Annotated in this window: 13 protein-coding genes; 5 read left to right on the top strand and 8 right to left on the bottom strand. The window is 47.2% G+C overall.

The genetic code is table 11. The annotated features are described in order from the left end of the window. Positions 1 to 17: 17 nt before the first annotated feature. From FHW36_RS16465 to hmpA, 3 genes are all read left to right on the top strand, one after another. Positions 18 to 1,544: a RagB/SusD family nutrient uptake outer membrane protein gene (locus FHW36_RS16465; protein ID WP_186452485.1), complete on the top strand. Its 1,527-nt coding sequence runs from the start codon at positions 18 to 20 to the stop codon at positions 1,542 to 1,544. 169 nt (positions 1,545 to 1,713) lie between these two features. Then, positions 1,714 to 2,151, top strand: coding sequence for an RrF2 family transcriptional regulator (locus FHW36_RS16460; protein WP_145670657.1), 438 nt, complete (start codon positions 1,714 to 1,716; stop codon positions 2,149 to 2,151). 56 nt (positions 2,152 to 2,207) lie between these two features. Beyond that, positions 2,208 to 3,407: an NO-inducible flavohemoprotein gene (hmpA, locus tag FHW36_RS16455; protein WP_145670656.1), complete on the top strand. Its 1,200-nt coding sequence runs from the start codon at positions 2,208 to 2,210 to the stop codon at positions 3,405 to 3,407. A gap of 55 nt (positions 3,408 to 3,462) precedes the next feature. On the opposite strand, the gene FHW36_RS16450 is transcribed toward hmpA, so the two are convergent. Continuing rightward, complete coding sequence (locus FHW36_RS16450) at positions 3,463 to 3,891, bottom strand: hypothetical protein (RefSeq protein WP_145670655.1); 429 nt, start codon at positions 3,889 to 3,891, stop codon at positions 3,463 to 3,465. A 155-nt stretch (positions 3,892 to 4,046) separates the two neighbouring features. After that, positions 4,047 to 4,484, bottom strand: a complete 438-nt coding sequence (locus FHW36_RS16445; RefSeq protein WP_145670654.1) for a carboxypeptidase-like regulatory domain-containing protein — start codon at positions 4,482 to 4,484, stop codon at positions 4,047 to 4,049. Positions 4,485 to 4,631: 147 nt separating this feature from the next. Between FHW36_RS16445 and FHW36_RS16440 the strand changes: the two genes are divergently transcribed. Next, entirely contained in the window at positions 4,632 to 4,985 is a 354-nt protein-coding gene (locus FHW36_RS16440; RefSeq protein ID WP_145670653.1) for a DUF2200 domain-containing protein, read from the top strand. A 5-nt stretch (positions 4,986 to 4,990) separates the two neighbouring features. On the opposite strand, the gene FHW36_RS16435 is transcribed toward FHW36_RS16440, so the two are convergent. Further along, positions 4,991 to 5,710, bottom strand: a complete 720-nt coding sequence (locus FHW36_RS16435; protein WP_145670652.1) for a Crp/Fnr family transcriptional regulator — start codon at positions 5,708 to 5,710, stop codon at positions 4,991 to 4,993. Between the two features lie 197 nt (positions 5,711 to 5,907). Between FHW36_RS16435 and FHW36_RS16430 the strand changes: the two genes are divergently transcribed. Then, the gene (locus FHW36_RS16430) at positions 5,908 to 7,557 is read left to right on the top strand and encodes a SulP family inorganic anion transporter (protein WP_145670651.1); all 1,650 of its coding nucleotides are present in this window, start codon (positions 5,908 to 5,910) and stop codon (positions 7,555 to 7,557) included. A gap of 44 nt (positions 7,558 to 7,601) precedes the next feature. On the opposite strand, the gene FHW36_RS16425 is transcribed toward FHW36_RS16430, so the two are convergent. From FHW36_RS16425 to FHW36_RS16405, 5 genes are read right to left on the bottom strand one after another with little or no spacing between them, the layout of a single operon-like run. Continuing rightward, positions 7,602 to 8,903, bottom strand: coding sequence for a bactofilin family protein (locus FHW36_RS16425; RefSeq protein ID WP_145670650.1), 1,302 nt, complete (start codon positions 8,901 to 8,903; stop codon positions 7,602 to 7,604). Positions 8,904 to 8,924: 21 nt separating this feature from the next. After that, positions 8,925 to 9,392, bottom strand: coding sequence for a hypothetical protein (locus tag FHW36_RS16420; RefSeq protein ID WP_145670649.1), 468 nt, complete (start codon positions 9,390 to 9,392; stop codon positions 8,925 to 8,927). A gap of 55 nt (positions 9,393 to 9,447) precedes the next feature. Next, positions 9,448 to 10,284, bottom strand: a complete 837-nt coding sequence (locus FHW36_RS16415) for a hypothetical protein (RefSeq protein ID WP_145670648.1) — start codon at positions 10,282 to 10,284, stop codon at positions 9,448 to 9,450. Between the two features lie 27 nt (positions 10,285 to 10,311). Beyond that, positions 10,312 to 12,798: an outer membrane beta-barrel family protein gene (locus FHW36_RS16410; RefSeq protein ID WP_145670647.1), complete on the bottom strand. Its 2,487-nt coding sequence runs from the start codon at positions 12,796 to 12,798 to the stop codon at positions 10,312 to 10,314. Positions 12,799 to 12,814: 16 nt separating this feature from the next. Beyond that, positions 12,815 to 13,525, bottom strand: coding sequence for a thioesterase II family protein (locus FHW36_RS16405; protein WP_145670646.1), 711 nt, complete (start codon positions 13,523 to 13,525; stop codon positions 12,815 to 12,817). Positions 13,526 to 13,542 lie beyond the last annotated feature (17 nt).

Genomic DNA, 13,542 nt, shown 5'->3' with positions numbered 1-13,542 from the left:
TTAAAATGATGAAACGTATGAAAAAGATATTGATTTCGGTCGCAGCCACACTGGCGTTTGCCGGTTGTTCGCGCGATACGTTGCAACTTACTAACCCGAACCAGATTACGACAGAGACTTTCTGGAAAAATGAAGATGATGTTAAAAGCGCCATGGCGGCGACCTATGGACTATTCAAAAACGTAGACGGCGGTTACTGGGGCGTACGTGGCGTAGAATTATCCAATGGCCGCGGGGATGATTTCTTCATCCGCAATGATGTAAATTATCTTTACCAGTTATCTACTTTCACCAATACACCGGATAACTCCGCGGCTACCAATGTGTTTAACATCTCGTACCGGGCCATTTTCCGTGCTAACCAGATTATGGAGAACATTGATAAAGCGAGGCTCACAGATCAGAAAAAGAAGGCCTATATCGCCGAGGCTAAATTTATTCGTGGGCTGAATTATTTCATCCTGGTCACCAACTTTGGGGATGTGCCGATACGTACCCGTGTTCCGGCTAAGAAAGAAGACTACTTCGTTGCCAAATCTCCGGAAGCTGATGTTTGGGCACAAATTGTAAAAGACTTCACCGAAGCGGCTGCCGACCTTCCGCCTACGCGCGACCCGTCAGAAACAGGCCGGGCTACCAAAGGATCTGCACTGGGTTTCCTGGGAAAATCATATGTGTACATGAAGAGCTGGGCCAATGCAGAAGCAGCGCTCAAACAGCTTACCACTGCTCCTTTCAATTATAGTCTCACTACCGACTATGGCGATAACTTCACCGCTGCCAAAAAGAATAACAGCGAGTCTGTCTTTGAAATACAACTGGCTGACGTGGGTGGTACGAACCCATGGGCGGGTGAAAACGCCAATGAAGCCCTGGGTGTCACTACGGCGCAGGAGTTTGCGCCGTCGGAGGTAGCCGGCTGGTTTGAGGTAAGTCCTACCGATAAACTTTTCAACGAATTCCAGAAAGAAAAAACAGTCGCCCTGGAACTGGATCCCCGCATGTATGCCACGTTGATCTGGGATTATCCCGGTGCGATCTTCTACCGCAAGCCGTTCAGTGCATTTACGTTGCAGTTTGGCTTTAAGTCGATGTTCAAAAAATACCAGAATTACCTGCAGGCCAATGAGCTGTCGGGCAGCAGCGGTGCTGCCGATTATGCTTCCAGCAATAATGAGCGGGCATTAAGGTATGCAGATATTGAACTGTTGCTGGCGGAAGCCCTGGTGATGCAAAGTAAGACCTCCGAAGCCTATCCGTGGTTGCAGGCGGTGAGAACAAGAGCTAAACTTGGTCCATTGGCCAACGGTCTTTCCAAAGATGCGATGATGGCTGAAATACGGCATCAGCGCATGCTTGAATTTGCCCGAGAAGGCCAACGGTTCTACGATCTTAAAAGATGGGGGCTGCTCCAGCAGGAGTTCACCAACAGTGATAAAGTGGGGCGCCAGTTTTTTGTGCCTGCGAAACATGACTACTTCCCTATTCCACAGGCGGAATTGAATGCCAATCCTGCCATGGTGCAAAATCAATATTGGAAATAACAAATAAACATCGCTTTACGAAAGTACCTCGTAAAAGGGCGTTCCGGATTTAACCGGAACGCCCTTTTTACTTCCGCCCGAAACATGCCCTTGTCACAATAAAAGATATTTTTGTCTTTTATCATTCCCGTCTTATCTTTGTGCCGTCACTAAATTTTCTGGCAGTTCTATGGCCATCTTTTCAAAAACATGCGAATATGCCATGCGCGCGGTTTTCTACGTAGCGCAGCGGTCACATGAAGGCTACAAAGTGGGTATTAAAGAAATTGCCGGGCATATTAATTCCCCCGAGCCTTTCCTGGCTAAAATTCTTCAGCAGCTCAGCCGGGACGGGGTCATCCTGTCTACCAAAGGCCCTAATGGCGGCTTTTACTTTGATGCTGCTTCCTTAAACCGGCCGCTGGCGGATGTAGTGACGGCGATTGACGGCGATGACATATTTACCGGATGCGGACTGGGGCTCACCTATTGTTCCGAGAGCAACCCCTGTCCCCTGCATGAAGAGTTTAAGAAAGTGAGAAACCAGATTACGCACATGCTACATACGACCACTATTGGGAAGTTCAACCTGGGCTTGATTAAGGGAAAGTTTACGCTGAACAAATAGTTTTTTTTATAAAAATAAAGGATAAAAAAGTCCTTTATTAATTAAAGTGATATAAGATGACAACCGAACAGAAACAGCTCGTTACCGCTACAGTGCCAGTGCTCAGGGAGCATGGCGTATTATTGACCACTCATTTTTATAACCGTATGTTTTCGCACAACCCGGAGCTAAAGCATGTGTTCAACATGGGCAACCAGCAGAACGGGAAACAGCAGACTGCCCTGGCAATGGCGGTACTGGCCTATGCCGAGCACATTGAAAATCCCGCGGTACTAATGCCGGTGGTAGACAGCATTGGGCATAAACATACCAGCCTGGATATCCGCCCGGAACATTACGCTATTGTTGGGAATCATTTGCTGGCTTCTATCTCTGAAGTACTGGGAGAGGCGGCTACGCCGGAGTTGATGGATGCCTGGGCAGCGGCCTATCAACAACTGGCCATTATCATGACAGGTCATGAGCAAGGTCTTTATGCGAAACAGGTAAGTAAAAACGGGGGGTGGACCGGCTGGAAACCTTTCATCGTAAAACAGAAAGTAAAAGAATCGTCCGAAATCACGTCCTTCTACCTATACCCTGCCGATGGCGGCGCGGTGGCCGACTTTCTGCCAGGACAATATATCAGCCTCCGGTTGTTCCTCCCGGAGCTGAACCTTTTGCAGCCCCGCCAGTACAGCATTTCCTGTGCGCCCAACGGTACATATTATCGTATTTCCGTAAAAAGGGAAGCAGGCGCTGTTCACCCCGATGGCCTGATCTCTAACCGCCTGCACAATCATATCCAGGAAGGAGATGTCGTAGAGTTATCAGCACCTGCCGGCACTTTTACTTTAAATGAAAACATTGCCCGTCCGAAGGTATTTATCAGTGGCGGCGTAGGTCAGACTCCGCTGATGGCGATGCTGGAAGCACTTGCCGGCAAGAAGGCCGATACACCGATCACCTGGATACATGGATGCCGCAACGAAGCTGTGCATGCATTCAAAGACCAGCTGAACGAGTTAGCTGATGCTTATTCCCTGCTGAATCATCATATTTTCTATGATCAACCGGAAGTACCTGCACAGCATACCGGCTGGGTAGATCTTGCTGAAATTAAAGAAGAAGTATTGCAAGCCGATGCGGATTATTACATCTGCGGTCCTGCGCCATTTATCGCCAGGCACTACGGTTTCCTGGTAGAAAATGGGGTGGATACCGCGTCGATTCACTTTGAGGAATTTGGGCCTGCATCGTTGCAGTTGAATAATTAATGATATAAGTAAGGGGGACATTAAACGTCCCCCTTGCTGCAATACGTCACAACGACTACTTGCATGGCCCGTCGACAGCCACCGTTTTCCCGGTTTGCAAGCTTTCTCTCAATGCAGACTGCACCATTTGCGCCACATACTGTTGTCGCTCGCGGGTGGATGCCGTTGCCAGATTTCTCTGCATTTCAATGTTTGCAATAGTGTTATTACCTGACACGTCATTTATTGTTATTTTCCAGTTACGGCCACCACCGGTAGTAACAGCAAATACTTCCAAAAATATGGTACCTTCTGAAATCCGGTAAGGTGGAAGTTCCCAGATAATGGGGTAGGTCAGTTTCTCGATCGCGTTTTCAGCATCGGTCATATTACCTGATGAAGGCGTTGCCGCATACGGAATATCGCCTATGATCGTGTTCGTTACTGTACACTGAGGGTCATTGAATGCCTGTTGAGGGGCAGTGGGTTGCATTTTCTCATTCATGGTGTAAATTTTTATTGGTTATTTTGAAAAAGGTATCCGGCATTTGGAGGTGCGTTAACATGACAATGACGGGCGTAACATACACAAACGAATTTCACGGAAAATGGTTCATCAGCCGGCAATCTTTGTTAGTTTTCTCCCGATAAATATAACAGCTAGAACAATTGCCCCGTAGCGCCTTTGACTTTTAACGTACGATAACCTACATAATATACCTGGAGTTCCTTCAGCGCAGCAGCTGTATTTAGCTCAAAACGGCCCTGAGCGTCGGCGTCAATGGTTTCATTGATACCATCCTTTCTCTTTAACCTGACCCGGGCACCTGGCAGTATCTCATTTGTTTCTGCATCTGTTACTATACCTGCTGCTTTTTGTCCACCTATATCTTTCAAAGTAAGCTTTACCGGCCTTTGAATAACACAGCCATCCCTGCCAGCGATGCCGTAATCGGGAATGCGGTCAATAATTAACTGGCTACAATCTTTCCCATTATAAAACAGCGACCCATATTCATTTTTTTTCTGGGCCAGACAGGCTGAAGCGCTCAATAACACGACAACAAGTACAGAGAATGACCTTAAAGCAGAAAGCATTTTAACTCTTTTAATTTAAGATATTGAATTTCTATGATAGCTGCATGATTTCTATTCGAAACAAAATTGCCTATTTTTGCCTGGAAGAACGGTGCCCGGGCTTTGGCCCATTTACTTTCGCCCTATTATTACGGTAAAAAAATTATCATGAATAACAACGAGCGAGTTTACAAAATGGCCTTTGCCAGTGTATATCCACTATATATACAAAAAGTGGAAAGAAAAGGGCGTACCAAAGAAGAAGTGGATGAAATTATATATTGGCTGACGGGCTATAACCAGCAGACATTACAACAAAAAATTGACGATAAAAGCGATTTCGAAACCTTCTTCGCCCAGGCGCCGCAGATAAATCCGAATGCTTCACAAATTACCGGTGTCATTTGTGGTTACCGGGTGGAAGATATTGAAGATAAACTCATGCAACAGGTGCGTTATTTAGATAAGCTGGTTGATGAATTAGCCAAGGGAAAGGCAATGGAAAAGATTCTGAGGAAGTAACCCTGTCAGGAAGCAGCATGCATGTAACCGGAAAGATCGATTAGTTTTTTTACATCATAGATAAATATTTTTCTTCCCTGCGTATCCAATATACCGAGTTTTTTAAATTCTGTTAAAGCCCGGACTACATTCTCGATCCCGGTACCTACTATACCCGCCAGGTCGCTCCGTGACATGCCAATTTCCACCGGGTTTCCGGCCACAGTGCCTTCCTTGAATTTTTCACGCAGTACAATTAATGCAATAGCCAGCCGCTCTCTTACTGACCTTTGCGCGAACACTGAAATACTGGTGGTCAGCACTGTAAACTCATGGCTTAATGTTTTGAGCAACTTTTGCGACAGGGTGGTTGAATGCTCCAGGGTGTGAAGAAAATCTTCTTTGGGTATGAATACAACAATGCTATCCTCCAGGGCCGCCGCGGCATCAGGGTACCGCTCTTCTGCCAGCACCGCGTGGTACCCGATTAACTCCCCGTTGTTCGCTATGTAAATGATCTGTTCTTTTCCTTCTCTGTCCGTCCGGTACTTTTTTATTTTACCCTGCTTGATGAAGAAAATATCTTTTGGGAAAGTCCCCTCTCTGAACAATACCTCGTTCTTGTGGATACGCTGTTCCGTTGCATGGGCAAATAGCTGGTCGTGTTCTTCGGCCGGAAGATCATGTAATATGGACTGTGATTTAAAGTTCCATTTATCAATAGGGAAAAGGCCCTCTAAACTCATAAATACACCTATATAGAAAAATTGATTTTTATCAATTTTTGAATTGAGAAATTGCAATGTAACGAACTTACAACAAAGGTACCTTTGCAGTATGAATATTACAACTATTTCCCGCCAGGAGGCCCCCTTTACCACATCATCCTCTCCCGCAAATAGCCAAACGCGGGTCCAGCGTCAGTAATAACCTTCAACACCTCATGTTTACACCGAAATTATTTCAAACTCTAAGAGGATATACCTGGGCACAATTGCTGAAAGACCTGCTAGCCGGCGTGATCGTAGGTATTGTGGCCCTGCCGCTGGCGATCGCCTTTGCCATTGCTTCCGGTGTTTCCCCTGAAAAGGGGATTTACACGGCCATCATAGCCGGCTTTATTATTTCTGCCTTTGGCGGCAGCCGCGTGCAGATAGGAGGCCCTACCGGCGCCTTTATCGTTATTGTATATGGCATTGTGCAGACCAATGGGGTCAACGGGTTGATCATCGCCACCTTTATTGCGGGTATACTATTGATGCTGATGGGCTTTGCCCGCCTGGGCAATGTGATCAAGTATATTCCTCACCCGCTCATCGTCGGGTTTACGACCGGGATCGCCGTTATCATCTTTTCTTCACAGATAAAAGACTTCCTGGGCCTGCAAATGGGTGCTGTACCAGCCGATTTTATTGGTAAATGGGAATCCTATTTCCAACATATACAAACCATTAACTGGTATGCTGTAGGTATAGCTATGGTTACCATCCTGGTATCTATACTTTTCCCGCGTATTACCCGGGCAGTACCCGGGTCGTTGGTGGCTATCATTTTAACTACCTTCACTGTACAACTGTTACACCTGCCTGTTGAAACCATTGGTAGCCGGTTTGGGCATATACCATCCTCCCTGCCCCTGCCCGTCCTCCCCCCTCTCAATATGCACACGATCAGGGATGCCATTCAACCTGCCATTGCCATTGCGCTGCTGGGAGGGATAGAATCGCTGCTATCCGCAGTAGTGGCGGATGGTATGATTGGCGGCCATCACAAGAGCAACATGGAATTGGTAGCCCAGGGAGGAGCCAATATCGCCTCGGCCCTCTTTGGCGGCATCCCTGCAACAGGAGCTATTGCCCGCACGGCCACCAATGTAAAGAATGGCGGTCGCACCCCGGTTGCCGGTATCATCCACGCCATTACCCTGTTAGTCATCCTGCTACTCGTAGGCCAATGGGCCACCTTTATCCCGATGAGCTGCCTGTCGGGAATACTGGTAATCGTAGCCTACAATATGAGTGAATATGAGACGTTCTTCGACATTGCCCGCGGCTCCCGGAGCGATGCCGCCGTATTACTGACTACTTTTTTGCTGACCGTACTGTTTGATCTCACTATTGCCATCGAAGTAGGCATGGTGCTGGCAACGTTCCTCTTCATGCGCCGGATGATCCAGATCAGCGACGTAAATATTCTTTTAAAGGAAAACGACAAGACGGATGATCCGCTGGCGGTCAACAAATTCAATATCCCAAAGGGCGTTGAAGTATTTGAACTGAACGGCCCCTTATTCTTTGGTGCCGCCTATAAGTTCAAGGATTCCATGCAGCTGATTGAGAAAAAGCCCAGCGTGCTTATCGTGCGCATGCGTAATGTACCGGTGATTGATGCCACCGGCCTGCATACGATCAAAGATGTATTGCGTACCTGCGACAGGGCGCATATCCGCCTCATCGTATCGGGACTGCAACCTGACGTAAAGGAGTCGTTCAAGAAAAGCCGGTTGCTTTTCCGGATCGGGAAACGTTACGTGGTAGAGGATTTCCCCGCGGCATTGCAGGTAGCGAAGACGGTGTTGGAGGAAGGGTTGTGATAGAAACGCTTTCTGCTACTTCAAAACGATACATTTCAGCAGCACTACAGCGGCGGTGTACTTAAACGCCCAATTTTCCTGGCAAACCGCTGATTCAGCGCTCCCCATGCTTCCGCATATTCCGGCTTGTTGTACCGCTGCTGCGCATAGGCATACGTAGCGGGCGACAAGTGCCAGTTGAAAATATTCTCCAGGTATTTAATATCATCGGCCATTACCCGCTCCAGTACTTTCTGCTTGGATACGCCTGATTGCTGACAGTACCGGTCCAGCCATGCACCGCGACCACTCTTGACATATAGCACCAGCATGTCTTCTGTAATAAAAACAACGGGGACATGTTCCATCTGCCAGTCATTCTTTTTGATAACGGTGCATAACAGCGCGTGTTCGTATAGCCGTTCTGGTATATCATATTTCAGGATAGCCCCGTGTTCGGCGGCAATATAGCAGAGTTCCCGTGTGATCAGTTCAGATGGCAGGTAACGCAATGCTTTTCCGTCGCGGGTAGCTGCAACAGTAGCCAGTTCGGCGGTGATGGCTCCCGGCGGAAAATATTGCAGCGCCCCGATACAATAGGCCATGGCTTCCTGGCAAAGGTTGCTGGTACGCATTTCCATGGGCACCCGTTTCAGGTCGCGCCAGTTACGGCGTACTTTGTTACGCCAATACTCGAGTGTCCTTTCCTGTGGCTGCACCACACTCTCCCCGGCAGCCAGGTCACGGCGAATTTCTTCAAAGTCGGTGGTCATGGGGTTACAGAGCAGCACCCGTAAGTTTTCCGAAATTATCGGATCACCGTCTTCAGATTCCATGCATTCATTGGCTTCGGGGCTTTCCGGATCGCGGTCGTTATAATAAAACTGGCTGACCTCTTTCCGGAAAGGCATGAGGTAATAATCATCCACGATCATGATGGGAGCGGTAATCATGCCATCGCATCGCATCCAGCCATGGTTATAGTGCAACATGATCACTTCGGCCACCGTCACATTGCCCTCTACACGTACAGGGGAACCACCGATTAATAGATTGCGGCAGGTAAGGTTACCGGTCACATATAAGAACGGGCCATAGTCGCCTTCTTCATTGAGTATGCCGCCATCAACGGTGAGATGACCGATTACCACAAATCCCTGCAGGGGCCGGCCATCGGGCATCTTATCCAGTTTATCGGTGTCGAGTATTAAGTCGCCGGACAAATGGAGGTCGCCCTTATGTACATAAATGTAGCCATCCGTGCCGATCATATCCATGAAAGCTTCTTCACTTTCGAGGACCTTTATCTGTACCTGGTGCTGATTCAACGCCTGCTGAGCGGGAACAATCTGAAATTCTCTAAGCATCTTGCTAAGATCGGATAATTCTCAGAATACATCAAGGATCACCGTATTCACTTTATTGAACAGAAAATTATCTCCCGCTTTCTTGTGTAGTAACAATTTCGCCAGGGGGGTATAGGGAGATAGAAAAAATATGGGGCGGCCATCGATCAGCTGTTTGCCCAGTCCCGCTGCGATGAAAAAAGATTGTTCTTCACATTGTACAAAAGCGCCGGTTTGAACGGTGGTGTAAATAACGTCGGCTTTTACTTCCTGTAACCTGCCCAGTTCTTTCATCGTTTCTGCCAGCTGCCGGGCATACATATCTTTTTCGAGATGTCCCATGGCTCTTCCGGTTTCATATTTATCGCCGGCCGAACTTTTACCTTCGCTATTAGCAGCCTCCTGGGCGCTATCCATAGCCGCTTTGGTAACGTCAATACGATCTGATATTATATGCAGCCCAGCCTGTTTTAAATTGGTCTTAAAGGCGATTATTTCTTCACTTGTCATGAATGGTGGATTGGACCGGGGAAGTTAAGCAAAATTCTCCCACCAAACCTGTCGCTTACTTATTATACACGGGACTTCTCTTCAGCATATAAAACAGGGCATCATGATACGATCCTTCATTATTTAAAAAAGCCGTGCGCCTGTTGGCAAATATTTTCTCATTCTGCTTATTAAAAATTCCCAGGGTCACTTCATTCTCATACTGGTTTTCAACAGTGGTGTTGTTGGAGTTATCATGCTGCTTTTTATTGTCTTCGTACTTCGTGGTACTGCTACTGGACGAGTTCACACTTTCCTTTACGCTACGGGATAAGGTTCCCTGCAATACAAATTCCGCCCCCAATATCCTACAAAGTTCATCATACGTGTACCCCTTAATAGTATTGGCGTCAATGCCTTTTCTATACAATAGCGCGTTGGTGGTGGCAGGGTCCTGAAATTTATAAGATCCGTTTCGCTTGCTCAGGTACAGGTAAGTATCATTCTGCAACTTCTCTCCTTTTTCTACCACCTGTTGCAAGGGTTCATTCATTGCGATATACTTAAACGGCAGGATAGCCACCAGTCCGGGTTCGATAGGGCGTCCATTGTCAACAGGCGCTTTGCCTGCATCAGCAGATGGCGCGCTGACCACTTCCACTCTTCCGCTCGCAAAGGTAATTTTACTGATATCCGCCTTGTTCAGTTCATACACCAGCGTTTCCCCGGTATGAATAAATTTAATCGTGTTGGCACGCATTTCAGTGATCTTGCCATGCTTTTCTTCGCCATTGAGCATCAGTATCACATCTTCCTTACCCGGAGAGGTTTTGGCAGTTTGCGCCTTTAAAAAAGAAAAGGTACTCAGCAACATCACTACCACCGTCACTAAACATTTCAATGCTTGGGTCATGATAAAAATATTAGGTTTTCAAAATTGTTACTTCTTCTCTGTCTTCACCCTTTTCTGCTCTTCCGCCGCACCACTTTCCCGTTTATCCACCGCATCTTTCTTATCATTTTTATTAAAGCGATAGGTAAACGCCAGCTTCAATACCTGCGACTGCCATTGGCCACGGATATGAATATCAATGTTCTGATAGCGGCTGGTAGCGTTATACCGGCTCCAGGCGAAGATATCGGAAGCGCTCAGGCGGATAGTGCCCTGTTTGCCGAGGATATCTTTCTGTACACCTGCGTGCAGCGTACCTATTGGCTGTTGCAGGAAGGTGCCATCGATGCTCCGGGATGACCAGGTGCCCATAAACTGGAAGCCCCAGCCATCTTGCAGCTTCACCTGCTGCATCAGCTGCGCGGTAAAAACACCTGCCTTCAGCTGGAAAGGCCCATTATTAATGGTACCAGAATAATCATAATGGTTATAGTCCATGTAGATAATAGTGGTCATGTTATCGTTTAACGGGATCTGGGCATTGATATTAGCCCCCAATACCTTGCGGGTATTCAGGTTTTCAGGGCGCTGATAAGTTTCATTTTTTACGGCATCCTGCAATATTACTTCCTGGATAATATCGGTAGTTTTATTATACAGCAGCGTGGTCGTTAGTGCACCTTCCCAAATACTGTAGCTCAACTCTACATTGTGGCTGTATTGCGGATTCAGGTAGGGATTCCCCTCATCGTAGGTATACTGATCCAGGTAGAAGCGGAATGGATTCATACTGCGGTAATCCGGCCTTTCTATCCTGCGTCCGTATGACAGCGTCACTTTACTTTGCTTATCTACATCGTAAGCCAGGAAAGCAGTGGGAAAAAATTGCAGGTAGTTGCGGGAAAATGTTTGCCCGTTGTTTTTCTGTTCTCCTTTCAGCCAGGTTTGTTCTGCGCGCAGGCCTGCCTGGAACTCCCACTGGTTGCGTTTATGGCGGAGATTCAGGTAGGCGGCATTGATATTTTCTTTATAGAGAAAATGATTACTCAGGGTATCATTCTTTACCCAGCTGCCATTCACGCCATCGTAATACTGTGCGTTGTTATCGGTATTGACAAACGAGGTTTTCGCCCCTGCTTCCAGGCGGGTATCTTCAGAAAACGGATGGGTATAATCTGCTTTCAGGCTGTAGATATTGATTTTTGCCGGCAGGTCTGCCAGGAATAATTTATTGGGTGCAGCCTCACTGCTGTCGGGTTTATAATAATGATTATCAAAATGTTGTTTACTGGTACTGTTGTACGACAAATAATCCGCATTTACCAGCAGTTCATGCGCAGTACCAAATACATGTTTCAGGCTAACATTTGCTTCCATATTGTCCCATTTACCCTTGGTGGTAGCTGGTGCATCTACCCTGGTGGTGGTCACCCCTTCACCGGTTTTCAATAGCGTATTATTGGTGCTACTGGCGTCTGAAGGATTGTGAAAACCGCCAGCCGCTATGCCTACCGTGGTTTTAGCGTTAACATAATAGTCTAATCCCAATTTTGCTGTAACACTTTGTGCGGTTGTTTTAGTATAAGTATGCTGGTCATAAATACTGGTTATTTCCTTTTGATCCGCATTCCGGAAGTTACGTACAATATAGTAATCTTCAAAACTCTTCCGGTAACTATAACCGGCATTGCCGTAAAAATTAATATGCTTGTTGCTATAATTAAAATTAAGGTTTTGCGTGGTACCCGGGTATCTTCCCTGCAAGGCCGTGAGGGTGATGTTCCCATTGAAACCGCCGGTTTTCAACTTCTTTCTTTTGATATTTATAACCCCATTTCCCGCGGCATCATATTTTGCTGGCGGGTTAGACATGATCTCGATCTGGTCCAGTTGCGAAGCGGGCATATTCCGCAGGAAGGCGGTCAGCTCACCACCGGAAAGATATGCCGGCCGGTCATCTATCATTACCTTTACCCCTTGTTTACCTTTTATGGAGATGTTACCGTTTTTGTCTACCAACACCCCGGGCAGTTTCTCCATGACTTCCATGGCGCTGCCCCCTGCGGCCATAATAGATGATTCCACATTTACGATGGTACGGTCCAGCTGTTGCTCTATAAATGGCTTTTTAGCCGCTACGGTCACTCCTTTCAGGTTGCTGGCGCCTGTTTGCAGGAGGGCGCTCTCCAGGCCCACCTGGGACTGGTCTACATTAAAAACCGGGCTATTCCATTCCTTATAACCCATATAGGTGATGGTAATAAAATAGCGGCTGAAAAGAATATTCTCCAGTAGCCAGGCGCCGGTAGTATCCGACAAGGCTACTTTCACCAGGGAAGAATCAGTTGCCTTTTTGAGTAATACCGTGGCGGCCACCACCGGTTGTTGCGCTTCATCGCGTACCTGCCCGGCTATTTTACCAGTTTGCGCGCTTGCGCCCACCGACAAGATCAGCAAAGCCAGCAGTGTCCATTGTTTCACCAGGCATAGCTGGAAACGGGATGTCATCATCGTATTTTTTATCATCGTGTACATGGGGAAAGAGTTATTTTCAGCTATGCTGTGGGGTTAACGCCACATCATGAATGAGCATCGCTATTTTTTGAAATTGATGGAGAATGAAGAAATGATTTCCCGGGTAACGGAGTATACGAAGCTCCTTTTCTGTTTCCCGGGCCCATCCGGTTACCTGGCTGGCGGTGATTTCTTCCGCCGCGCCGGTGATAATCGTGATACCTGTACTATAACTTCCCAATGGCTGGTACTGGTAGCATTCCAGCGCCTTCATATCTTCCCGGATCACCGGCAAAAAAAATTCTACCAGGTCCGGATCGGCCAGTAAAGCGTCGGGCATTCCACCCATCCGTTTCAGTTCCGCTATTAACTGTATATCCCGCAAAAGATGCAGCTGCCGGCGCTGGTCGTTGAACATGGGCGCCGCACAACCGGTAACGAAGAAATGTAAGGGAAGTTGTTTCCATTCTTGCTTCAGCCGGTGTATCAGCAGGTTACCCAGCACGGCTCCCATAGAATGACTATAAATGATGTAGGGAGATTTTATATGCGATAGCAGTTGCCCGTAAAGGTCATCCGCCATCACCTGCATATCTGATAACAATGGCTCCGCTATCCGTTTCCCGCGGCCGGGCAATTCCAGGGTAACCATCTCTATATGCCGGTCCAAAAGGGGTTTCAGGTCGCGAAAAGAGTAACTGTTTCCACCTGCATATGGAATACATATCAGCTTAATTTTCTGTAGCATCTCAAATACGTTTTTGA

It is taken from the genome of Chitinophaga polysaccharea, assembly GCF_007829335.1.
Classification (GTDB): domain Bacteria; phylum Bacteroidota; class Bacteroidia; order Chitinophagales; family Chitinophagaceae; genus Chitinophaga; species Chitinophaga polysaccharea_B.
This window is presented reverse-complemented; position numbering and strand designations above follow the sequence as displayed.